Genomic DNA, 25,524 nt, shown 5'->3' with positions numbered 1-25,524 from the left:
TTAAAGCAATTTAGTAAAACAACACTTCATCCAACTTGATAATTGCAGGATTTGCCTTGTCTTTGACATAAGCTGGAAAACGCTTAATACGTTTGGCCAGCATGCGGTAATGGGTATATGTGCCCAAGGGCAGGGGTATATTAATTGCTTGAGGGGAATATCCTCCATTCTCTTCTGGTTGTTCAGGTTTCACAGAGGCTAATTTCTTCAAAGATGTAGCTGAATTTCCTCCCCAAATTTCTATTTCAAGAGGTGGAAAAATATTAGAATCCTGCTTTCTTAAATAACTAACCGTGATACCTTTCATATTCTTGGCTTGCTTAAATTCAAACAAAGCATCAGCATCTTGTTGCTGAAATCCGATCCACGTATCATTAGCCAATCCACGGGTATCGCGTTTGCCTTGTACCAAATCTTTCAGGGTTGAACCTCCTTTTGCTTGCCATTTCAATTCCGGCTTAGTCATTAAATAGACCGAGTCTGGAACAAAACGATATTTGTAAAACGTATTTTTCACCACTTTACTAGCCAGCCAGCCGGGTTTAGTTGCCAAGGCTTTTACTACTGTAAAGAAGGGAATATCAATAGGTCCAGTGGTAATCAAAGTCCCCAAGGAATCAGGTTCCTGATCTTTCTCTAAGGTATAATGAATGCTAGTTCCTTGAATGGTATGCTTGTAAATCACTTTTTCCTGGGGTCCCAAAAAGAAATTCTCATTCACCAAAATGGGTGGATTAATCATCAGTTTTTCTTCACTTGGTACAAATCCCTGTTCCCAACGAATCTTAGGATATGTATTTTTCCAGCTAGCTATTTGTTCCAATGGGATATTGGTATTCCAGATAAATACCTCTTTTAATTGAGGTAACTGAGAAATCAGTGCTTGCAATTGACTGGCGGTAATTTTCGTTCCAGAAAGCGATAAGGAAAGCAGTTTTTTATTGGCTAACAATGCTTTCAAATTTGCTCCTTGAATCTCCGTAAAATTCAAATTCAGCTTTTCTAAATTGCTAAACTGAGACAACATATTCAGATTTTCATCCTTGATTGGCATTTTGGCCAAATTAATTCCTACTACTTGCTCGGCTACTTTCGACAAATTCTCCAAGGTCTTCAGCTCAAATCGTTTTGCTACGTAAAAATCCGCTTGCAAAGCAGGAGCATCACTTGATAAGGGATAAACGGAACAAAATGGACTATTCACTTCTTCCAAATCTGATTCACTAGCGGCAGAAAAAGGATATTCTCGTTTGGGAATTTCAATACTTGCTGGAGTAGCAAATAAGCGCGCTACGAGCTGACTAACTTGCAATGCAGGTGCGTAGGCCTTGATCTTTTTATCCATGGATGCTCCATCTTTTACCCAAGCTTCCAAAAGCAAAATTTCATCAGGAGTCAGCTGACTTTTCCCTTTTGGAGGCATGTGCTCCTTATGCTCCATAGGTAAATGAGCCCGCTTTAAGAATAAACTTTGGCTAACATCTCCTGCCTTCCATAGGTCGCCATGCTTTCCGCCTTCAAGCATCTTGGCAACTGAACTCATGTTTAGTTGACCTTTCGTTTTTTGATCATTATGGCAGGAAACACATTTCTTTTCCAAGATGGGCTGAATAGCCCCTTCAAATAATGCGGATTCTCCCGTGGGGGCTTTAATCTCTTTTTCTGGCCGCCATAATTCCAGTAGGTAATTCTCTCCGTGGGTAATATTGGCCCCACCATGACCTGCGGCAGCTAGGATGACTACACCCAATAGTGAACCAATAAATGCTTGAGAAGGATTGACCAATAAACGATCAAACAAAAGTAAAAACACTAAGTATATCCAGGCAACGGCCAATCCTGACCATTGATGAAACACCAATAACTCAGGTTCAAATCCAGATTCTTGGGATAAAAAGAAACCAAATAAGGCCGTAATGGCAGCAAAAAAGGCCGTTAAATAAAGGACAAATCTAAAAGAAAGATAAAAAGCATGCTCTCCCAATGGCCTCCGCAACAGGTGTACAAAAGGAAGTAAAATCCCTAATCCAATGGGTATATGTAAAATCAATGGATGAAAGCGACCTAACAACTGAAAGGCCCAAGGCAAATTCACTTGATCTTGCCAAAAAAGCAGAAAGAGCAACAAGGCATGTAGAAAGATTAAACTACTCAACAAGACGCTGTACCAAGAAGACAATTGTTCTTTATTCATCCCATTTATGCCAAAAGTCCTGGGATAACATTACCCGAAACGTCGGTTAATCGGTACCTTCTTCCCAAATGTTTATAGGTTAATTGCTCGTGGTTTATTCCCATTAAGTGCAAAACCGTAGCATGAAAATCATGAATATTGACAGGATCCTTTGCCACATTGTATCCAAATTCATCTGTTTCTCCATATACAGTACCTGGTTTAGTGCCTCCTCCTGCCATGAAAATACTGTATGCTCTTGGGTGGTGGTCACGTCCATAATTATCAGGAGTGAAATTACCTTGGCAATAGTTTGTCCTGCCAAACTCACCTCCCCAAATAACCAAAGTCTCATCTAAAAGACCTCTTTGCTTTAAATCAGTAATTAATGCCGCCGAAGCGCGGTCTACATCCTGTGCTTGCATACCCATTTCGTTCGGTAAATTTCCATGAGAATCCCAACCTTGATGGTACAATTGAACAAAACGCACGCCCGATTCAGAAAGTTTCCTCGCTAATAAAGCATTGGCAGCATAGGTACCAGGTACCAAACAATCAGGACCATACATTTTAATGATGTGATCAGGCTCTTTGGATAAATCAGTCAATTCGGGCACCGCAGTTTGCATGCGATAAGCCATTTCATATTGTTGAACTTTCGCCTGAATTTCAGGATCTCCACTTTCATCAAATCCCAATTGGTTTAATTCAGCTAAATGATCCAACATCCTACGACGGTCTTGTTTATCAATTCCTTCGGCATCATTCAGATACAAAATTGGATCCTCGCTGGAGCTAAATACTACTCCCTGATGGGTCGAATCTAAAAAGCCATTGGTCCAAAGTTTGGAATAAACCCCTTGGCCATTTCCTCTTCCACGAGATAATAACACACAAAAAGCGGGCAAATTTTTATTCTCACTACCCAAACCATAGCTCATCCAGGCTCCCATACTTGGTCTATTTCCTACTTGAGCACCTGTTTGCAAAAATGTCAAAGCAGGATCATGGTTGATCGCATCGGTATTCATCGTCCGAACAATACAAATATCATCAGCTATTTTAGCAATATTGGGTAATAAATCACTGATATAGGCACCTGATTGTCCATGTTGTCGGAAGTTATAATAAGAGCCCATCAAAGGGAACTTGGTTTGACTAGCCGTCATACCCGTTAAGCGTTGACCACCACGAATGGATTCAGGTAAATCCTGACCCATCATTTTGGTCAATAAGGGTTTGTAATCAAAGGTTTCATATTGGGAAGGTGCTCCGTTTTGACATAAATAAATGATTCTCTTCGCCTTAGGGGCATATTGCGCCAATCCTAAAGGACTAGAAGAAACATCTGTTCCATCTCCTTTCCAAATTTTTGGAATTAATAAAGACCCTAAGGCTAATCCACCAATTCCCGCAGCGGCTTTTCCAAAGAAATGCCTTCTGGTGATATTCAGTCTATTTTTAAAAAACTCGTTTTCCATAGATGAAAAGGTTTATTTATACCCGCATTAAGGTTTCTTCCATATTATAAATCATCTGAATTGTTTGCATCAATGCAGCTGTAAATGGATTGGACAAAGCCTGATTCTTTTGATATTCTCCCACTTTCATCAATTGCTTGATTTTGGCAGGTTTCTGCTGAAATTCCAATTGTTCAGCTTCCATGTACTTTTTTAGTATAGCCAATTCTTTAGCCTGAGGTTTTCTACATACAATTTTTCGAAAGACTTGACTCAACACCTCATCGACTGGAAGTTTCAGCTTTGCCATATTTTCAGCCAGCACACGGGAACTTTCCGAAACATGGGGATCATTCATCATCACCAAGGCTTGCAAAGGAGTATTGGTTCTGCCCCTTTGTACCTCACATTGATCTCGATTACTGGCATCAAAAATCAACATGGAAGGTGGCGGCACCGTACGTTTGATAAAGACATACATTCCTCTTCGGTATAAATCCTGGCGGTGATCTTGGATGTAAGTCATCAAAGACCCTCGACCCGAAGATGCTACTTCCCAAATCCCCTTTGGTTGATATGGCTTAATGCTGGGTCCACCAATTTCAGGATTTAGAATATCAGCACTGGCCAACACATGGTCGCGGACATTTTCCGCTGGAATACGTAAACGAGGTGCATGAGATAAATACACATTATCTGGATCCACTTTTATATGCGAAGATGTAATACTTGATGATTGGCGGTAGGTAGCAGAAGTTACAATTTGTTTCACCAAACGCTTGATGTTCCAATGGTGCGACTTAAAATCTACGGCCAACCAATCCAAAAGCTCGGGATGTGTCGGTAATTCTCCTTGCATACCAAAGTCGCCCAGCGTTTTAACTATCCCCCTTCCAAAAAACTGAAACCATACCCGATTGACAAAAACCCGCGCTGTTAGTGGGTTTTGATCATCGACTAACCATTTGGCCAAACCTAAACGGTTCTTACCATATTTTTGGGGAGAAAAAGGCAATATACTTTTGGGGATACCTACACCTACAGGTTCTCCATGGGCATCGTAATTTCCTCGATTAAGCACAAAGGTTGGTCGCCAATTACTGGAATCCTTCATCACCATAACTTCTACTGCGGCAGTATCCCGCTTGTTGATGAATTTTAAAATTGAAGACACTTCTTGGCTGGTAATTTTGATATTGGGAGGATCTGCAAAAGAAGCATCTATGGTTCCGAAAAGACCTTTTTCTGGCACTTGATTAAAAAAAGCATAAGTACTATAATAGTCCTTTTGAGAAATGGGATCATACTTATGATCATGACATTTGGAACATTCAAAAGTGAGTGCTAAAAATGCTTTCCCAAAAGTACTGGTACGGTCATTCACATATTCCACTCGGTATTCTTCATCAATAACTCCACCTTCTTGGGTGATTTTATGATTACGGTTAAAGCCTGTAGCCAACACCATTTCTTTGGTGGCATGAGGAATTAAATCTCCGGCCAACTGCCAAGTCAGAAATTTGGAATAGGAATAATTGGAATTAAAGGCATGAATGACCCAATCTCGCCAAGGCCACATGGTCCTTAATCCATCATCTTGATATCCATGGGAATCCGCATAACGAGCCACGTCCAACCAATAGGTGGCCATTTTTTCACCATAGTGCTTATTGGCCAATAATTCATCTACGATCTTCTCATAAGCTTTGGGACTGCTATCTTTCAAAAAGCGATCTTGCATTTCCAAGCTAGGTGGAAGACCTGTTAGGTCAAAACACACCCGCTTTAAGAGACGCTCTTTGTCGGCCTCATCACTTGGACTGAGTCCTTTCTCTTTCATTTTAGCATAAGTAAAATGATCGATGGGATTACGTACCCAAGAAGCGTCTGCTTCAGGAATTTCTGGAGATTTGGGCGCAATAAAGGCCCAGTGTGGTTTGTATTTGGCACCTTGTTCAATCCATTTTTCTAAAAGTTCTATTTCATGAGGACTTAAAGTCAAATTGGATTTCATAGGAGGCATCCGCTGGGAAGTATCTTTGGCGGTAATTCTGGCCATCAATTCAGAAGCATCTGGATTACCAGGTACAATTGCATGCGCTTTGGCATTATCTTTAAATGCCGCATAAGCCCCTTCTGGAGTATCTAAACGCAAATTGGCTTCCCGCTTGTTGGCATCTGGCCCATGACATTTAAAACAACGATCAGATAGAATAGGCCGAATGTGGTAATTATAATCCACAACATCAGGAATACTTGTATCATCAGCCCTCGAGCTAGTACATCTCCAGCTGGTGTAAGCTAGTATACTAAAAGCAGATAAAATAAGAATATTTCGAATGGCTATTAGGCGCATATTTATCCTGTTTTTTTCGATTATTTCCACGATAAGGATTCCATTTCATTGAGTTCTGGCCCTCCACCACGGTTGGCGCTACCTGCAACTACATATATTTTACCTTTCCAATATACCACCCCTGTACCATGTCTTCCTTGCAGAAGATTGGGTAAACTAGACCAAGTTCCCGTTCGAGTATCCAAAACTTCCACTTCAGAATGGGCAGGAACTTGTTTGACACTTTCTCCATTCATAACCACGAGAAAAGGACCTTTGGCAATGGAAGAAGTACCAGCACGTAAGGTCGGAAGACCTTCCGCAAGCGTAGACCATTGATTGCTTTTGAAATCGAAAACATCCACTTCCTTGATGCAAAGATCAAGTACTTTACCAATCTTGGCATGAGAGGTACGACCACCCGCCACATAGGCTTTATCTTTGCCAACCATCACAGCCTGGAAATGATCTCGCGCTCTAGGTGCATCGGGAAGTTTTTTCCAAGTATTCGTTTGGGTATCATATTCATCAAACCAACTAACATGTCCATCATAATGGCCATCAATAATACCAGCAACTAAATAAATTTTATGGCCTCGTGTAAAAACGCCAACAGAGCCTCTCAATCGATCTGTCGGAATGGAGGCTCCCTCTCTCCAAGTTTTCGTTTTAGGGTTAAATATCAAAAACTGTGGAATAGGTTTTTCGTGAGGATAGTTTCCTGTTAGTGCTCCAATCACATAAATTTCATGCTGAAAAGAAATAGCCTGAAAATGATGGAATTCCATCGGGGCATCCGCTAAGACGGTCCAATTAGAGGTTTTGGGATCAAATTCCTCTATGGGTCTTTTTCCTCTTCCACCTAAAGCATAAAATTTTCCATCGCATTCCACCATGGAGCTTTCATGTCTTTTTTGGGCAGCTTGCTGTGATGTGATGATGTTCCAAGAATTGGATGAATCCTGCGCGGAAACACTCCAAGAGATTAGCCCAAGGCAAATCAATAGAAACTTTTTCATGATTTAATAGGTTTGAAACTGTAATGTAAAAAAAATCTAGAAATCTTCCTCTTTTTTAAGCCGATAGACCTAGATAAAATTTCGACAAATTATTTTTAGCTTAGTGCTAGAATTGAAAAGAAAATTGACCCTTTAATTTTACTAAAATGCATAAAAGACTCAGTATTTTGGGCGGAATTGCGGTGGCATCCATCAGCATCATGTCTTTAACCAATGCTCCTAAAAAAGCTTTAGTGGATGAATCCACGGAAAAAACCTATACCCAATATTGTTCCAGTTGCCATGGAGAAAAGGTTGATGCTTTTGTGGATCGTACTTGGAAACACGGAAAAAGTAAACCTGAATTGATTGCATCCATCACCAATGGCTATGCAGATTTAGGTATGCCATCCTGGAAAGCAGCGTTAAGTGCCAAGGATATTGAAAAATTAGCCGATTTAATTACCGAGAAATTAGCTAGTGTAGATCAATATAAATTTGCCAATAAGCCGAGTTCCAATGTTTTCAAATCAGAAGGAATGACTGTGGTATTGGATACCATTGTTACTGGTTTAGAAAGTCCATGGGGATTTGCACAATTACCTAACAAGGATTATTTAGTAACAGACCGTGCAGGCACTTTGTATTTGGTAGACCAAAAACAACATAAAACTGCCATTAAAGGAACCCCAGCTGTGATGGCAAAAGGTCAGGGTGGCTTATTGGATGTCGTTTTACATCCTAATTATGCTGCCAACGGATGGGTTTATATGTCGTATTCCAAATTTAAAACCGAAGGTGGACAAACAGTCACTGCTACGGGAATTGTACGAGGTAAAATCAAAAACAACGAGTGGGTTGAATCACAAGACATTTTTGAATCCCTTCCTTATACAAAGACTTTCCACCACTTTGGTTCACGTATAGCCTTCGATAAACAAGGATATTTATTCTTTAGTGTAGGTGAAAGAGGAATGGAAAAAGTATTCCCTCAAGAAACCGATAATGATAATGGTAAAATTCACCGTTTAAATGATGATGGTAGTATTCCAAAAGACAATCCATTTGTTGGAAAGGATAAAGCTAAATTTCACCATAGCATTTATTCCTATGGCCAAAGAAACCCGCAAGGCTTAACCCTGAATCCATCTACAGGAGACATCTGGGAAACAGAACATGGTCCTCGCGGAGGAGATGAAATCAACATTATCCAAGCGGGTAAGAATTATGGTTGGCCAACGATTTCTTATGGAATTAATTATGATGGTAAACCCATCACCAGCATTTCGAAGAAAGAAGGCATGGAGCAACCCATCACTTATTATCTACCATCCATTGCTCCTTCTGGTTTAGCTTTTGTCAATAGCGATAAATACCCAGCTTGGAAAGGTAATTTAATGATCGGCTCTTTACGCTTTAATTACATGAACCGAGTAGTGGTTAAGAATAACAAAGTCGTTTCGCAAGAAAAAGTACTGGTTAACCTAGGCCGCATGCGTAATGTAAAAATGGGTGTGGATGGATTTTTGTATGTAGGGGTAGAAAACCCAGGTATGGTTTTCCGTTTGAGACCACAGTAAGCTAAAATTTTTGGATTGTTTGAAACAACGCTGTCAAGGTTTGGAACCTTGCCAGCGTTGTTTTTTTACATGCCAAACGAATAAGAATTCATATCTATTGTCCAATTTATTGATAATCAATTATACCCTATCCTTATAGGCATTTTATCTTTTGCCCTAGCTATTTACCACTCATCCAAATCATTTTATTGTTTATCATATAGTACTATGTATAACAAAGTACCTAGTATAGTTTTGCATTGTCAAAAGAGAGACATGCAACCCTAGGGCTCATGTTGGCATCTACGACTCGTTCTCTGTTAAACAACCAAAAAACAATTCAATCCGCCTAATGAAAACTTTTATTCTATCAACCCTATTTTCCATTCTTGCCCCGCTCCTCGCATTTGCTGATAATGGACTTTCTGCAAAAATCCGAGATGAAAAAAATCAGCCGGTTCCTTTTGCCTCTGTATTATTAAGAAAAACCATGGACTCCACTTTGGTAAAAGGATTTATCACTGATGAAAACGGTGAATTAAAAGCAAACGCTTTACCCCAAGGAAACTTTACGCTAAAAATTCAATTTACGGGCTATAAAGCCTATTCTAAAAAATTAGGAGAAGTCAATGCGACCACCCAATTGGATTTGGGCATTATTACCCTAGAACCAATTTCTACCCAATTAAATGAAGTAGTAGTTAAAGCGACTAAACCATTTATCGAAAGACAATTAGACAAGACCGTAGTCAATGTTGAAAACTCCGTTATGGCGGCTGGTAATTCGGCCATGGAAGTATTAGAACGCTCGCCAGGAGTTATTGTTGACAAAGACGGTAACATCAGCTTACGAGGAAAGCAAGGAGTCAAAGTCATGATTGATGGTAAAATTTCTTATTTATCAGGAAATGATTTGAGCAACTTCTTACGTAATCTATCCGCTGATCAAATTTCACAATTGGAAATCATGACCAACCCCTCTTCTAAATACGATGCCGCTGGTACAGCAGGTATTATCAACATCAAAATGAAGAAGAATGTTAATATGGGAATGAATGGATCTGTAAACGGAACTATCGGTCAAGGGGTTTATACTCGTTCAAGCGCAGGTTTAAATTTAAATTACCGCAATAACGGTTGGAACATCTTCGGTAACGCCTCGTATTTTGGAAGAAACAACCTTCAACAAAACAACATCACTCGCTACTTTCGTGCCCAAAATGAAGTTTGGAATTCTACAACCGATTTCCCTTTCAAAGGCACTTATACTTCTATAAAAGTAGGTGCAGACTGGACTGTCAACAAAAAAACGACCTTAGGTATATTATTTTCAGGAGGATTAAACCAAACAAATTTAAATAATGGTTTAAATCAATCTACGCAACGTAATCTGGCTACCAATGCAATCATGAGTAAATTAGATACTTACAACACCATGGATAATCCATTCCATAACTTTGCCAATAACGTCAACTTCAAACATACATTTGATAGTACAGGAAAAGAATTAACTATTGATTTAGATTATGCACGTTATGTCGACAAAAACCAAAATGATTATTTGACGCAATGGTATGGTTCTGAGTTTAATAAAATCAAAAACGACTCTCTTTTACGAACAGGGGCATTCTCAAACATTGATCAATACTCTTTCAAATCTGATTATGTGTTACCAATCAGTAAAACCAGTAAATGGGGAATGGGAGTGAAATCTAGCTATGTAAAAACAGATAATGACCTTCAATTTAGAGGAAAAACAGCTGGCGATGTCGACTATACTTTCTTAAACAAACAAAGCAACCGCTTTATGTATGAAGAACAAATCCATGCTGTTTACCTAAATACAGAACGCAAATTAGGCAAATGGAGCTATCAGATTGGTTTACGTGGGGAATGGACAATTGCTGATGGAAAATCAATGGCTTATGGAAATGCCGCTTCAGATTCTTCTTTCCACCGCGACTACAAACAATTATTCCCAAGTGCCTTTGTTCAATATGAAGCAAACAAAAATCATACTTTTGGTTTAAACTACAGCCGTAGAATTAATCGTCCAGGTTATTCCGACTTAAATCCTTTCATTTTCTTCTTGGATAATTATACCTACCAAGTAGGTAACCCGATGTTGATGCCACAATTAACCAACTCATTTGAATTAACACATACATTCAAAGGGGCATTCAATACCACTTTTGGCTATAGTCATACCGATGATGTAATCACTCAATTATTGAAACAAGATACGGAAGCCCGCAAGACCTATCAAACATCCGCAAACTTAGCTCAAAGAACGTCTTATAGTTTAAGCTTCTCATTACCTATCCCAGTAACGAAATGGTGGACAAGTAATACCGATATCCAATTGAATCGCAATGAATTAACTGGTAAAGTAGATCAAGCACAAATCAATCCAGTAGGAAATATGTTTTACATCAACTCCAACCATACCTTTAGTTTGAATAATGGTATCAAATTAGAAATGGGTGGACAGTATTTCTCTGGAGGATTGGATCAAGCCTTTAATTTTGGCCCAGGAGGTTCATTGAACGTTGGGATTCAAAAATCAGTCTTCAACAAAAAAGGAACAATACGTTTGAATGCTAGTGATATCTTGTATACTCAAAACCCAATGGCAACGATTAAATACAGCGACATTGATATTACTGTTAGAAATAGAAATGATACACGTGTCGTTCGATTCAATTTCACCTATCGATTTGGTAATACGGCTGTGAAAGGGGCACGCAATAGAAATACAGGCTTGGATGATGAAAAAGGTCGTGTTAAAGGTGCCAATTAAAATACTAAGCGACTAATAATCAATTTCTTAAAAGATGTTAATGCTTAACAGTTTTTAACTCTCCAACAAGGGCGAATCTAGGTTCGCCCTTGTTGTTTTGTAAGCAAATACGTAGTATTTACTCTATCACAATTTGACATAGCTTTAAAACAAAAAACCTAAGGATGAAAAAAATCTTATTAACTACCCTGTACATTTTGGTAATTCATTTACCAACTTTCACCCTTTACACCATGTTGGAAAGACAAATTCTCGAATAAATCATTCAAAGATTTAATTGTTTGATTTTTCAGTAGCTCAGTTAAAGTCCTTCACGCAGCGAAATCCAGTATGCATGAGACCAGAATCTGGACTAGATTTCATGCGAGCGGAACTACGATAAGATGCACAATAAGAATCATTGCATAAAAAAGAACCACCGCGCATCACTTTTTTAGGAATGCCTGGTTCGTCAGGATCGTAACTATTTAGGGGTCCTTTGGGATTTTGAACAAGACTTCCTTTCTTTTTTAACGTGGCGTAGTAATCATGGCGGTAATTATCGGAGCACCATTCCCAAACGTTTCCTGCTATATCAAATAATCCAAATCCGTTGGCGGCAAATTGTTTAACTGGTGCCGTTGTATGCAGATATCCATCTTTAGCTTCATCCTTGTAAGGAAATTTACCTTGCCAAGTGTTGGCCTTAAAAAGTCCCGATTCAATCGGTTCAGCCCCCCAAGGAAATTCGGCATTCTTCAAACCCCCACGTGCGGCCCATTCCCATTCTGCCTCAGTGGGCAATCTTTTTCCCGCCCAACGAGCATAAGCTTGTGCATCATCCCAAGATACTTGTACAACAGGATGATTTTCTTTACCCACTATGGAGGAATGTGGGCCTTCTGGATGACGCCAATCAGCCCCTCGAACAAATTGCCACCATTGGCTATAATCCGCTAAATTTACTGGACCAGTTGTAGGTACAAAAACCAAGGAACTAGGTGCTAATAAGGAATCAGGAGGCCGTGGTGTACCTTCGGGTACTTGCTTTTTTAATTCTTCCCATGATATGGCTTTTTCTGCGGTAGTCACATATCCAGTAGCTAGTACAAATGCAGCAAATTGGGCGTTAGTCACTTCGGTTTCATCCATCCAAAACGACTTTACTGCAACACGATGTACAGGATATTCATCAGTTCGACCTTTTTCATCATGAGCTCCCATATCAAACACACCTGCTGGGATTTTCTTCATTCCCTGCACGATGGTAGCTTTGACCGGATTTTTTTGAATCAAATTAGCCTTGACTAATCCCCTTTTGGAGGGCATTGGCACATGACAAGCAGCCAATGAATCCTTCTGACGCTGACTCAATTGCGCCACTAAAAAATATGGCAAACATAACATGAGTAAAAATATAAAAACTCTTCTCTCTACAGTAATCATTGGTATCTATTCATTGAAACATATAGCCTAACGCGTAGGGAAAATAACAGAAACTAAACACATAAACCAATTAATTTCATTTTGAAATAAATCACAGAAGATTGATTTACCATTCTATTACAAAAATCGGCACAGTTTGCCCGATGCTAGCCATGTTCCTCTCATTCATCTAAATCATTTCAATACCTGATATCGATCAGTTAAAACAATCGTTTGATTGAGTAGTTTTGAGCATTATAAACCCCTTGTCAAATTATGTCGGATAAAATTAAACGTCACGAATTCCTTAAATCATTGGGATTCAAAGGTGCATCTTTAGTTGCCGTATATTGCGGAGCCTCGGCGATGAGTTCATGTAAAAATGAAACAGGAATTACCCCTTCTTCTTCAGCGGATTTCACATTGGATTTAAGTCAGGCAGCTTATTCGAAACTTAATACAGTTGGATCTTATGTGGTAACTCAAAATGTGGTTGTGGCCCGCGTTTCAAGTACAGCTTTTGCTGCAGTAACACAAGTTTGTTCCCACGAAGGAAGAGCCGCAGTCATATACAGTGGAGGAGGATTTTATTGCCCAGAGCATGGCGCGACATTTGATACCAGCGGAAAAGGACTAAATGCCAATGGAAGCAGAGGCTTAACTACTTATAAAACAACATTAACCGGAAATTCTCTGAGAGTGTACTCCTAATTCTATATTTCTACTAGATTATTATTGTTTTTCAAAAAGATTGTTTAACATTAACCGTTTAATAACCCTTTATGTTCTATAATAATATGAAAAACAATCTTAACAGAAATGAATTCTTGAAGTCTCTAGGATTCAAAGGAGCCTCCCTCATGGCAGTTTATTGTGCTGCTTCCGGCCTAAGTTCATGTTCAAAAGAAGAAAATGTTACTGCTTCTTCTAACGTAAAAGCAGGTACCCCAGCTACGGGTATCGACTTTACACTGGACTTAACCAAAACCGATTATTCCAAATTGAATAATCCTGAAGGTTTTGTCATTGTGAATCAAATCGTGGTAGTTCGTGTTAGCTCCACCACTTTTGCAGCAGTGACCCAAGTTTGTTCCCACGAGGGAAATGTTGCCATTAGTTATGCGAATGGTGGTTTTAATTGTTCAGTACATGGCGCCATGTATGACATTAATGGAAAAGGCTTAAATGCCAATGGAAGTAGAGGATTAACTACATATAAAACAGCCCTAACAGGTACCAACCTGAGAGTATTCTCTTAAAATAACATATATATGAAGAAAATATCCTTCCTACTGCTCTTCTTAAGTAGTATGGCCACTACCTCTATGGCCCAAGATGATTTAATGGCCATGCTTGATAAAGAAGCATCCAAAGATAAAGTGTATACCCAAGCGACCTTCAAAGGTTCCCGTTTAATCAATGGGCAAACGATGGAGACCATTGCTAAAAAACATTTAAATTTTTGGATTTCACACCGTTTTGGTGCTGTCAATTCTGGATTTTTAGAAAACTTTTTTGGTTTAGATGAAGCTAGAATTCGACTTGGTATTGAATATGGTATTACGGATCAATGGTTATTGGGAGCTGGTCGCTCTTCCATTGAAAAAAGCTATGACTTTTATACCAAATACAAGATTTTGAGACAATCAAACCAAATGCCCATTAGCGTAGCAGCTTATGGTAGCCTTGTGATTAATTCTATGCCGACTGGGTATACCATGCCGACTGGGACACTGATGCGTTTTTACAATAATCAGCAAAGGCAAAGTTATGTGGGGCAAGTGTTAATTGCTCGGAAGATGAGTGAAAAGCTCTCCATACAAGTAATGCCTACCATATTACATAATAACTTGAGTGAATCTCCTTACCATGAAAATGACATCACTTCACTTGGATTCGGAGGGAGATATAAATTGAGTAACCGATTGAGTATTTCGGCTGAATATTATAAAAACTTGGTAGATAAAAATGCTTACCTAGCAAAATCAGGTCAGGTTTATCCTTATCAAGATTCGTTTGCCTTAGGATTTGATATTGAAACAGGCGGACACGTATTTCAATTACATTTCTCTAATTCTCGAGGGATGATTGAAAAACATTTTATTGGTCAAACAACAGGCACTTGGGCTAATGGAGACATATTTTATGGATTCAACATAGCCAGGACTTTTAGTTTTGACCCAGAAGCAAAAAAAACACATAAATAAACCCCTTATGAAACGTATATTCCTGTCAACTTTACTGATGAGCACAGTGGCGGTATTCCATACCGCACACGCTCAATTGTACCAAGCGCAGAACGGAGAAATTTCGTTTTTTTCTAAAACTCCATTAGAAAATATTGATGCCGTATCTAAAAGCGTCAATAGCATCATCAATGTGGCAACCAATGAGATTGCTGTTCAAATGCGCATTACATCATTCGTATTTCCCAATAAATTGATGCAGGAACACTTCAATGAGAATTATTTGGAAAGTGAAAAATTCCCGATGGCCTCATTTAAAGGAAAAATCAAAGAGGCAGTCGATCTAAAAAAAGCGGGGACTTATCCCGTAACAGCCTCAGGTACAGCAAGTATTCATGGAGTAACTAAACCCATTGAATTAAAGGGAACCATAGTATCAGACGGAAACCAATTGCAATTGAGTAGTCAATTCGACATTCGTTTACAAGATTATCAAATTGATATACCCAAAATTGTATTTGCTAAAATTGCCGAAGTCATAGAAGTAAAAAGTAAAATACAGTTTTCTCAAAAAAAATAAATGAAATACCAGTTCCTTGTAATAACCTTAGTCACCTTAACAATGGTGGCTTGCCTAAGTGATAAAAACAGTCCTTTGCCAGTTACTGAAACTAGTACTGGAAATAATACGGGGGTAGAATTACCGAATACTACCTCTACTTGTGATACGAATACCATCACATTTGATAAATCCGTTTGGCCCATACTCCAATATAATTGCACCTCTTGTCATAGTGGTGCCATTATATCGGGTGGGGTTGATTTCAGCACCTACGACAAAATTATACCCTATATAAAAAATGGGAAACTCTATGGTTCCCTCACCCATGCCTCTGGATATTCACCCATGCCCAACGCAACCACGACTTTGTCCAAATGCGATGTTAGCACAATTAGGAAATGGATAGTTGGCTCTTACCCATCAGGTAGTATTTTAGTTAATTTGAATCCAAGTAATCCAGTAAATCCTATCGTCACGGTTACACCCAGCGAACCACCACTAACACCCCCTACGGTGACATGTGACCCTAGTTTGGTCTATTTCCAACAAAAAATACTTCCAATCATCATCTCAAATTGTGCCATGAGTGGTTGTCATGATGCTATTAGTAAAAAAGAAGGTGTACAATTGACCGATTATAGCAATATCATGAAGGTGGTCAGAGCTGGAGATCCTACCAATAGTAAATTATACAAAAGCATCATCCGAACAGATAATGAACGTATGCCTGTACCTCCTATGGCCCCATTGAGTACAGATACTAAAACAGCTATTTTCAATTGGATCAAGCAAGGTGCACTTAATAATTCATGTGAGCCAAGCGGAAGTGCTTGTGTCACTACCAATATTAGTTTTGCCAGCACTATTCAAACCATCTTAAAAACCAATTGCATAGGTTGCCACAGTGGCACTAGCGCTTCGGGTGGCATTGATCTAAGTACCCATGCCAATGTTTTAAAGGTAGTTAGTAATGGAAAGCTATATGGATCTGTCAATCATAGTGCAGGATTTGTACCAATGCCAAATGCCGCTACCAAAATATCCAACTGTGAAATCAGTCAAATCAAATCCTGGATAGATGCTGGCGCTTTGAACAACTAATTTTCTTTCATTCCTATCCTGACATGGCTATATAGGAGCAGTGCTCTTGTATAGCCATGTTTTGTTTTTAATATCTAATTATCGCATTGGATTCTACCAATCACTGATACGGTGTAATATCAAATTATATTATTTAAATTCGAAAACTAAACCTAGTTTATGAAGAAAATCACACTACTTACTGCAATAGCCTTTTTTAGCGCATTTGTCTGTTTTTCACAAGCATCAAAATCCAAAAAACCGAACGTCATTTTAATCCTAATGGATGATTTAGGATATGGAGATTTGAGTTGTTATGGTGCGCTTCAATACGAAACTCCCAATATAGATCGATTGGCTAATCAAGGAATTCGTTTCACTAATTATTTATCCGCTCAAGCAGTTTGTAGTGCTTCAAGAGCAGGAATTTTGACAGGTTGTTACCCTAATCGAGTGGGTATTTCGGGGGCTCTTTTTCCTAATTCTCCTGTTGGATTAAGTCCAGATGAAGAGACCATTGCCGAAATTTTAAAAGATCAGGGTTATGCCACCGGGATGTTTGGAAAATGGCATCTAGGTGATAAAAAAGAATTTTTACCTAAGCAGCAAGGTTGTGATGAATATGTGGGTATCCCCTATTCAAATGATATGTGGCCAGTGGACTTAGAGGGAAATCCGATCACTAAACTAGGTGCCTACAAACAAGATTTGCCAGTACTTTCTATATATGAAGGCAATGAACCTAGTATTTATTTAAGAAATTTAAAAGATCAAGAACAAATCACTCGCGTACTGACTGAGCGTTCGGTGCAATTCATTGAGAAAAATAGAAATAAACCATTTTTTGTTTATTTGCCTCATTCCATGCCCCATGTTCCTATTGCGGCTTCTCCTGCATTTCAAGGAAAAAGTAAACAAGGCCTTTTTGGTGATATGATGATGGAAGTAGATTGGTCCATTGGAGAAATCATCAAAACATTAAAGAAGAACCATTTGGAAGAAAATACCTTAGTCATTTTCACTAGCGACAATGGTCCTTGGATCAATTATGGAAATCATGCAGGTTCCACGAGTGGATTAAGAGAAGGAAAAGGTACTTCATTTGAAGGAGGCCAAAGGGTGCCATTCATCGCCTATTGGAAAGGTAAAATTCAGGCGGGTCAAATATCCAATAAATTAGCGGCGGCTATTGATGTACTACCAACCATTGCTCAAGTAACACAAGCTAAATTACCCAAAAAGAAAATTGATGGCGTAAGTATTTGGCCAATCTTGCAGGGCGACAACAAGGCTGAGCCCAGGAAAAACTTTTTGTATTATTACCGCAAAAATAACTTAGAAGCAGTTAGAAAAGGGGATTGGAAATTAGTGTTACCCCACCCAGGAAGAACTTATGAAGGTTTTCTACCGGCAAACGATGGCTTAGCGGGTCAGGTTAATGAAAATTTTCCCATCAAACAGGGGTTATATGATTTGAGGAGAGATCCAGGTGAGCGCTATGATGTACAAACGAAATATCCCGATAAAGTAAAAGAACTTTTAGAATTAGCCGATCAGGCTAGAGAGGAGTTGGGCGATGATTTAACACAAAAAAAAGGAAAGGAGAATCGGGAAATTGGCCAAATTAAAAAACCTAATGTAGTCTATATTTATGCGGATGATTTGGGTTATGGTGAATTGGGAGTATACGGCCAAAAAATCATCAAAACGCCCTATTTAGATGTCTTAGCCAAACAAGGGATTAAGTTTACGCAACACTATACCTCTGCCCCAGTTTGTGCCCCTGCACGCTGTATGTTATTGACAGGTAAACATGCCGGTCATTCACAAATTCGTGGTAATCATGAATTAGGAGGTTTTACGGATGAAACTGAAAGAGGGCAAATGCCTTTGGAAGTAAATACTTTTACTTTGGGATCATTGATGAAAAAAGCGGGATACCAAACGGCAGCTATCGGGAAATGGGGATTAGGCATGGCCAATGGAACAGGAAATCCTAATGCACATGGTTTCGACTATTTTTATGGTTTATTGGATCAAAAACAAGCACATAATTATTATTCAACGCATTTATGGGAAAATGGGAAATGGGACACATTGAATAATAAATATATGAATGTTCACCAATTCCAAGGTAAAGGAGCTCCTTCGGATATTGATTTCAAGCAGTTTCAAGGCAAAGAATACGTCGTGGATAAAATGATGGATAAAGCATTGAACTTTGTTGAAAAAAACAAAAACAATCCTTTCTTCCTCTACTTGCCACTTCCCTTACCGCATCTATCCTTACAAGCACCCGATGAGGCCATCAAGCCATATTTAGGTGCATTCCCAGATAGCGCTTATTTAGGCAAAAAAGGATATACACCTACGGCACATCCAAGAGCTACCTATGCTGGAATGATTTCCTATTTAGATACCCAGGTTGGGCGACTTGTAGAGGCCTTAAAAAAGCATAAAATCGACACTCAAACTATTATTTTCTTTTCATCTGACAATGGAGCAACCTTTGATGTTGGGGGTGTTGATACGGAGTTTTTTCAAAGTACTGCAGGATTGCGAGGGAGAAAACAAGACGTTTATGAGGGTGGAATTCGCGAACCATTGATCGTGTCTTGGCCTGGGGTTATTCCTGGAGGTCAGATTAATCACCTCCCATCAGTGCAATATGACATGATGGCTACTTTGGCTGAGTTAACAGGGCAACAAGTTTCAGATACCGATGGAATTTCTTTTTTACCCAGTATTTTAAAAAAAGGTGAGCAAAAACAACGATCATTCATTTATTTTGAATTTCCAGAAAAAACAGGGCAGGTTGCTATTCGAATCCAACAATTTAAAGGTGTTAAATCCAACTTAAAGAAAAACAAGCAGGCTCCTTGGGAAATTTATGATTTGGATAAGGATCCATTTGAAAAGATTAACATTGCTGATCAACATCCGGAATTGATTCCACAACTAGATGATATCCTAAAACGTGAACACCGCAGAGCAAAAATTCCGGATTGGGAGATTATCAATTAGTTGAGAAATAAATGTCAGTTTTCATTCGTTGGTTTTTTGAATGAAAAAATCAGAAACTATTAAAAATCAACGTCGGCAAGGTTTGGAACCTTGACGACGTTTAGGAAAAAACCAACAATTCTACTTTTATTTCAATCCTACAGGACAATAATTGATTTTAAGCGCATCCATACCGGGTAATATACCTTTCACTCTACGAAGAAAATCATCATAGTCTTTTGGCTGCTTAGGTGACCAAGAAATTTCCGATAAGGCTAAAGCCCTTGGGAATGTCATGTATTCTGCATAAGCTGGCGTACTGATGTATTCAGTCCATACATTGGCTTGAATACCCACAATGTGCTTAGCCTCCTCTGCAGATAGCTCTGGAAGATCTGGTTCAAAAGAATAAGATTTAGATAAAGTTAAATTTCCACCAATGGCTAATGGCTGGGTCTTAGGATCAGCTTGGTAATAATCTAAATAGAAAAAACTATTGGGCGACATCACCACATCGTGATTTTGTTTGGCTGCTTCAATGCCTCCTTTGGTACCTCTCCATGACATCACCATGGCGTTGGGTGATAATCCTCCTTCTAAAATTTCATCCCATCCCAATAATTTCTTGCCCTTGGAAGTAACGAATTTGTCTATTCGACGAATAAAATAGCTTTGTAATTCGTGTTCATCTTTTAATCCCAATTTCTTAATTAAATCCTGACAAAAGCGACTTTCTTTCCATTGTTTCTTAGGACACTCATCTCCACCAATATGAATGTATTGACCTGGGAATAAAGCCATTACCTCTGTCAACACATTTTCCATAAAAGTAAATGTCTCTTCTCTTGGACAAAGCACATCTTCAGAAATACCCCATTTTGTGGCTACTTGATAAATCTTGTCTGGGTTACAACCTAATTCAGGATAAGCTGCCAATACCGCCTGAGAGTGACCTGGCATTTCAATTTCTGGAATAATGGTAATGAACTTTTTAGAGGCATAAGCAATTACATCCTTTATTTCCTCTTGAGTATAAAAACCTCCATATGGCTTATTGTCAAACTTTTGATCTCTGTAATGCCCCACCATAGTTTCTTTACGGATAGAGCTAACACTCGTCAATTTTGGATATTTTTTAATCTCAATTCTCCAACCTTGATCTTCTGTTAAGTGCCAGTGAAACGTATTTAACTTATACACGGCCATCAAATCCAAAAAGCGCTTGATAAAGCTCACTGGGAAATAATAACGACCTACATCCAACATCATACCCCGATATGAAAAACGAGGAGCATCTTCGATTTGACAAGCCAAAGCCGTCATTTCCTGAGTAGAAAGTTCATTCGAATAAATTTGAGCAGGCATCAATTGGAATAATGTTTGCAAAGCATAAAATGCTCCCTTACCTGATTTAGCTTGAATTTCAATCTTCTTGTTTGAAATGTTCAAACGATAAGCCTCGTCTCCTAAACTGGCATTTTGTACAAAAACGATACCTTTTGAGGTGGCCGAACCTGATTTAATCACAAGATTTAAACCCGAAGACATACTAATTTGATCTTTCAGCATGGTTGCTACTGCTTTGAAGCTTTCGTCCTGCGTACTCAATGTAATAACGGTATTCTTTTGAAAAATGAATTTACCAGGTACTGGAGTCAACTTTGCTGGTTTAGGAACTAAATGATATGATTCTTGTGCTTGTAGACTAAAGCAAAATAAGAAGGCGCAAAGGCCCCAAAGAAATGATTTCATAATAGAATAGGTTGGTTGAAAGGAAGCAAAGATAGCTTTTCATTTTAAAATGAAAAGTCTTTACTCTATTTTTAGGATTTAGGTTGGAATATAATCGAATTGATACCCTAATAATTTCTAGATAAATGCTTAACTGTAATCAAGTAATTGATAACGTAATGGAGTGATAAAATAAATTAAATTACTCATTCGTTCTAACGCTGTCAAGGTTTAGAACCTTGACAGCGTTGAAAAAAAAGGCCACTTTTATTCTTTCTAGTAAATCGTATATTTGCTTTGAATATATACCTACTATGAAAAAATTAATCAGTGGCATTTCCTTTTCCTTTTGGATTATCATAGCTGTTATCATCACCTTAATTTATCCTAGTCCTTTTCTAGGGGCAGGTGGTATTCAATTTAAAATATTCATCATTCCTCTTTTGCAGCTCATCATGTTTGGGATGGGATCTACCATGGGGGTTCATGATTTTCAAGAAATATTAAAATCACCCAAAGCGGTATTCCTGGGTGTATTTTTTCAATTTAGCATCATGCCATTAGTGGGTTGGGGATTAACCAAAGTATTTGACTTCCCAACAGAAATTGCCGCTGGAATTATCTTGGTAGGATGTATGCCCTGCGGATTAGCATCCAATGTGATGTCTTATTTGGCCAAAGCGAATGTAGCATTGTCATTGACTTTAACCTCCATTGCTACGTTTCTTGCTCCAATTCTTACTCCCTTCCTAATGAAGACTCTTGCGGGTCAATTAATTGAAATACATTTCTGGGATATGGTTTGGGAAATTTCAAAACTCATCTTAATTCCCATTATTTTAGGAGTCATTTACAATAAACTGATTGGACAAAGATGGCCATGGTTTCAAAAGCAATTACCACTTATTTCCATGCTTAGTATTGCCTTTATCATCATTATCATCACAGCCAATGGCCGAAATTCCTTGCTATCGGTAGGACCTCTTTTGGTAGTTGCTTGTTTCCTTCACAATACCATTGGTTTCGTTCTAGGTTATTGGGGTGGAAGAGCCACTGGTTTGCCCGAAAAGGATTGTCGAACCATTGCCATTGAAGTAGGTTTACAAAATGCTGGATTAGCTTCTGGCCTAGCCATGGCGATGGGGAAAGTGGCTACTCTTGGTTTGCCTGCGGCCATTTTTGGGCCTTTGATGAATATCAATGGTTCCACTTTAGCCAATTATTGGAAAAACAAATGATCATGAGATACTTGTTCATTTTACTTCTCAACTTCCTCATTTTCCCAATGTTGAGTCAATCTAAACCCGATCCCAATTTCCATATTTATATTTTGATGGGACAATCCAATATGGCCGGACGCGGCGAAATGGTTGAGCCCTACTCTTCTCAACACCATGAAAGAGTTTGGATGTTTACAGCTCAAAATCAATTTGTTTTGGCCAAACATCCGATGCACTTTGACAAACCTAGTGTGGTTGGTGTAGGTCCGGGTATAAGTTTTGGTATCGAAATGGCCCAGCAATCTCCATCGGTAAAAATCGGATTAGTTCCTTGTGCCGTTGGTGGTTCTTCCATCAATTCTTGGGTTATACATGGCTACGATGAAGCAACAAAAACACATCCACTAGATGATGCGATTCAAAGAATTTTGGCAGCTCAAAAAATGGGTGTCATCAAAGGAATACTATGGCACCAAGGAGAAAGTGATTCTGAAATAAGCAAAAGAGATGGATATGTAGATAAATTACATGCCCTAATCACTCAAATTAGACACATAAGCCAAGATGCGAGCTTAGCATTTGTGCTGGGAGAATTAGGCTATTTCAATCAAAACTACCTTGATTTCAACCAATTGTTAAGCTCATTTAATGCACCAAATCAACATACATCCTTAGTCTCTGCACAAGATTTACGTGCCAAAAGCGATCAAATACATTTTAACAGTCAATCTGCCACTGAATTAGGCAAAAGATATGCATTCGCCATGCAGAAATTACCCTAAAACCATTCTTCCGATTTATGCAAACACTTATTCCAGATCAAGATATCCCTTGGAGCGACATCGAACCCGGTATTCAAAGAAAAATCATGGCTCATAATGATCAATTGATGTTGATCAAAGTCCGTTTTTCACAAGGTGCCATTGGTTCACTACACCATCACCCTCATACACAAGCTTCCTATGTTTCCAAAGGGAAATTTGAGGTGACTATATCTGGTGACAAAAAAATCCTTCAAGCCGGCGATGTATATTTTGTGCCAAGTCAAGAAATCCATGGTGTGATTTGCCTTGAAGACGGTGAGCTAATTGATGTGTTTAATCCTGCTCGAGAGGATTTTTTATAAAATCTTTCAAATTCCTTACCTTTAACCTTCTATTTTTTAGCATTAAACTAAATGAAACAAAAAACATTAATTTCTAGGCTCTTGGGATTCTCCTGCCTATTTATCCAAGTTGGATTATTCGCCCAAAAAGAGCCCGTATCTTTTCAAGATTTAAATTTCTGGAAAGTAAGCGGCAAAAATAATTGGCAAATTGCCGGTCAAGTATCCGCTGATTTGAACAAAAAAGAACACATGGCTACTCAGCCAGGACAAGGTATTTTAGTCAACTTACCTGAACCTCAAAACCGGGCCAATTTAATTTCAGTGAAAGAATTTGGTGATATGGATGTAGAGTTTGACTTCATGATGGCCAGTCACTCGAACTCAGGCTTTTATTTACAAGGTCGTTATGAAGTTCAACTTATGGACAGCTGGGGTGTTCAAAACCCTAGTACTGGCGATTGTGGGGGTATTTATAAAAGAAGAAAATTTATCCCTCAAGAATATTTATATGAGGGACATGCCCCACGAGTAAATGCTTGTTTAGCGCCTGGATTATGGCAACACATGGAAATCTCATTCCAAGCTCCAAAATTTGACGCCCAAGGAAATAAAATCAGTCATGCCAAAGTCCTATTCATCAAATTAAATGGATTCATTTTACATGAAAATGTGGAATTAAGTGGCCCAACCGGTGGACCAATTTCTGAAAAAGAAGTGGCACGTGGACCTATTATGATTCAAGGTGACCACGGAGCTGTTGCCTTCAAAAACTTGAAAATCAAAGACTTTGACGGTCAAGCAGCTAGTCTAAGTCCGGTTAACTATCAGGTATATTACGGTAAATTCAAATCACCTAAAGATTTTATCAACAAAAAGCCTAATGCAAGCGGTACTCAAGCTCAATTAGCTTGGAATGCCAGTAAAAATAATGATGAATTTGCTGTTATTTATACCGCTAACATCAACGTTCCAAAAGCTGGTAAACATAACATCGAGCTCATCAGTGCAGGTAATTATACCTTACAAGTAAATGGTCAAATGATTGCATCTGATACGCTTTATTCTAACAGAAGAAAGAAAAATGTAGAGGTAGAATTACCCGCTGGAAATTCAGCCATCAAAATTACTTATTATAAAGCTGATGCAGACATGAGTCCCATGTTAGGTTTGGGCATAGAAGGACCTAATTTCCGAATGGTCAATTTCCAACATCCTTCTTCTACCCTCATCCTAGGTAATGGTCCTTCGGATATCATTTTAATGGATGCTCCCAAACCCACACTTCTTCGTTCTTTCGTAGATATTCAACAAAACGGTGCCCGCAAACGCTTAGTTCATTCTGTCAATGTGGGAAATCCTGCTCATTTGCATTATACCTATGATTTGGATAATGGAGCTATCGCCCAAATTTGGAAAGGCGACTTTTTAGATACTACACCTATGTGGGACAACCGTGGTGATGGTTCATCTAGACCTAGAGGACCTGTTTTAAATCTTGGTTCTAGCCCATTGGTGGTTAAGAATTCCGAACTAGAAAAAGATAGTGATAGCATGTCGGAATCAGCTGGTTTCAAAATTGGAGGCTATGAAGTGGATGACCATGAATTACCCACTTTTGAATATGAAATTTGGGGATCTCAAGTTCAAGATGAAATTCGGGTCATAGAAAACAAATACCTCCAGCGAACCTTAAGCATCAAAAAACCAAATGCAGATGCTTCGTTGAAACTTGTTTCAGCCAAGTCAATACAATCTCTCGGTAATGATTTATACGCCATAGATGGTCAAAGTTACTATATCCAAGCAGCTCAAGCGAGCGTTCGAACTAGCTCCACTGGACAGATTTTGGTCCTTCCTTTAGCCGAAAAAATCACTTATTCCATCCTTTGGTAAAAATTCAGAATA

At 38.8% G+C, this 25,524-nt stretch carries 18 protein-coding genes; 12 read left to right on the top strand and 6 right to left on the bottom strand.

Translation table 11 applies throughout. The features are described from left to right. Positions 1-10: 10 nt before the first annotated feature. The 4 genes from G9H60_RS02635 to G9H60_RS02620 are packed head-to-tail and all read right to left on the bottom strand — an operon-like array spanning position 11 to position 6,987. Positions 11-2,194 (bottom strand): c-type cytochrome domain-containing protein, encoded by a 2,184-nt coding sequence (locus G9H60_RS02635; protein ID WP_223142560.1) that lies wholly within the window; start codon positions 2,192-2,194, stop codon positions 11-13. 5 nt (positions 2,195-2,199) lie between these two features. Continuing rightward, positions 2,200-3,654, bottom strand: coding sequence for a DUF1501 domain-containing protein (locus G9H60_RS02630; protein ID WP_130924757.1), 1,455 nt, complete (start codon positions 3,652-3,654; stop codon positions 2,200-2,202). 16 nt (positions 3,655-3,670) lie between these two features. Continuing rightward, positions 3,671-5,989 carry a PSD1 and planctomycete cytochrome C domain-containing protein gene (locus G9H60_RS02625; protein WP_223142559.1) on the bottom strand — a complete coding sequence of 773 codons (2,319 nt, stop codon included), beginning with the start codon at positions 5,987-5,989 and terminating at the stop codon, positions 3,671-3,673. A 20-nt stretch (positions 5,990-6,009) separates the two neighbouring features. Next, on the bottom strand, positions 6,010-6,987 hold the full coding sequence (locus tag G9H60_RS02620; RefSeq protein ID WP_223142558.1) for a Kelch repeat-containing protein: 978 nt from the start codon (positions 6,985-6,987) through the stop codon (positions 6,010-6,012). A gap of 146 nt (positions 6,988-7,133) precedes the next feature. On the opposite strand from G9H60_RS02620, the gene G9H60_RS02615 reads away from it, so the two are divergent. Together G9H60_RS02615 and G9H60_RS02610 are read left to right on the top strand one after the other, a co-directional pair. Next, positions 7,134-8,546: a PQQ-dependent sugar dehydrogenase gene (locus G9H60_RS02615; protein ID WP_262899925.1), complete on the top strand. Its 1,413-nt coding sequence runs from the start codon at positions 7,134-7,136 to the stop codon at positions 8,544-8,546. 331 nt (positions 8,547-8,877) lie between these two features. Continuing rightward, positions 8,878-11,325, top strand: coding sequence for an outer membrane beta-barrel family protein (locus G9H60_RS02610; RefSeq protein ID WP_223142557.1), 2,448 nt, complete (start codon positions 8,878-8,880; stop codon positions 11,323-11,325). Positions 11,326-11,622: 297 nt separating this feature from the next. Here G9H60_RS02610 and G9H60_RS02605 read toward each other — a convergent pair whose 3' ends face one another. Continuing rightward, positions 11,623-12,750 carry a formylglycine-generating enzyme family protein gene (locus G9H60_RS02605; RefSeq protein WP_223142556.1) on the bottom strand — a complete coding sequence of 376 codons (1,128 nt, stop codon included), beginning with the start codon at positions 12,748-12,750 and terminating at the stop codon, positions 11,623-11,625. Positions 12,751-13,005: 255 nt separating this feature from the next. On the opposite strand from G9H60_RS02605, the gene G9H60_RS02600 reads away from it, so the two are divergent. From G9H60_RS02600 to G9H60_RS13535, 6 genes are all read left to right on the top strand, one after another. Then, the gene (locus tag G9H60_RS02600; protein ID WP_262899924.1) at positions 13,006-13,440 is read left to right on the top strand and encodes a Rieske (2Fe-2S) protein; all 435 of its coding nucleotides are present in this window, start codon (positions 13,006-13,008) and stop codon (positions 13,438-13,440) included. Positions 13,441-13,526: 86 nt separating this feature from the next. Then, on the top strand, positions 13,527-13,988 hold the full coding sequence (locus tag G9H60_RS02595) for a QcrA and Rieske domain-containing protein (RefSeq protein ID WP_223142555.1): 462 nt from the start codon (positions 13,527-13,529) through the stop codon (positions 13,986-13,988). Between the two features lie 12 nt (positions 13,989-14,000). Continuing rightward, positions 14,001-14,936: a DUF5777 family beta-barrel protein gene (locus G9H60_RS02590; RefSeq protein WP_223142554.1), complete on the top strand. Its 936-nt coding sequence runs from the start codon at positions 14,001-14,003 to the stop codon at positions 14,934-14,936. Between the two features lie 7 nt (positions 14,937-14,943). Beyond that, complete coding sequence (locus tag G9H60_RS02585; protein WP_262899923.1) at positions 14,944-15,495, top strand: YceI family protein; 552 nt, start codon at positions 14,944-14,946, stop codon at positions 15,493-15,495. After that, a complete protein-coding gene (locus G9H60_RS02580; protein WP_223142553.1) occupies positions 15,496-16,578 on the top strand; it encodes a c-type cytochrome domain-containing protein in 1,083 nt (360 codons plus the stop codon). A gap of 159 nt (positions 16,579-16,737) precedes the next feature. Further along, positions 16,738-19,581 carry a sulfatase-like hydrolase/transferase gene (locus tag G9H60_RS13535; protein WP_223142552.1) on the top strand — a complete coding sequence of 948 codons (2,844 nt, stop codon included), beginning with the start codon at positions 16,738-16,740 and terminating at the stop codon, positions 19,579-19,581. Positions 19,582-19,707: 126 nt separating this feature from the next. On the opposite strand, the gene G9H60_RS02570 is transcribed toward G9H60_RS13535, so the two are convergent. Continuing rightward, positions 19,708-21,312: a beta-N-acetylhexosaminidase gene (locus tag G9H60_RS02570; RefSeq protein WP_223142551.1), complete on the bottom strand. Its 1,605-nt coding sequence runs from the start codon at positions 21,310-21,312 to the stop codon at positions 19,708-19,710. A gap of 293 nt (positions 21,313-21,605) precedes the next feature. On the opposite strand from G9H60_RS02570, the gene G9H60_RS02565 reads away from it, so the two are divergent. Genes G9H60_RS02565 through G9H60_RS02550 form a run of 4 tightly spaced genes read left to right on the top strand, consistent with a single transcriptional unit; the run spans position 21,606 to position 25,512 of the window. After that, positions 21,606-22,529: a bile acid:sodium symporter family protein gene (locus G9H60_RS02565; RefSeq protein ID WP_223142550.1), complete on the top strand. Its 924-nt coding sequence runs from the start codon at positions 21,606-21,608 to the stop codon at positions 22,527-22,529. Positions 22,530-22,531: 2 nt separating this feature from the next. Then, positions 22,532-23,293, top strand: coding sequence for a sialate O-acetylesterase (locus G9H60_RS02560; protein WP_223142549.1), 762 nt, complete (start codon positions 22,532-22,534; stop codon positions 23,291-23,293). A gap of 17 nt (positions 23,294-23,310) precedes the next feature. Further along, the gene (locus G9H60_RS02555; protein WP_223142548.1) at positions 23,311-23,637 is read left to right on the top strand and encodes a cupin domain-containing protein; all 327 of its coding nucleotides are present in this window, start codon (positions 23,311-23,313) and stop codon (positions 23,635-23,637) included. A gap of 51 nt (positions 23,638-23,688) precedes the next feature. Then, complete coding sequence (locus tag G9H60_RS02550) at positions 23,689-25,512, top strand: family 16 glycoside hydrolase (RefSeq protein WP_223142547.1); 1,824 nt, start codon at positions 23,689-23,691, stop codon at positions 25,510-25,512. The last annotated feature ends 12 nt before the right edge of the window (positions 25,513-25,524 follow it).

The organism is Aquirufa aurantiipilula, assembly GCF_019923745.1.
Classification (GTDB): domain Bacteria; phylum Bacteroidota; class Bacteroidia; order Cytophagales; family Spirosomataceae; genus Aquirufa; species Aquirufa aurantiipilula.
The sequence above is the reverse complement of the archived record's forward strand: the minus strand, read 5'-3'. Positions and strand labels throughout refer to the sequence as shown.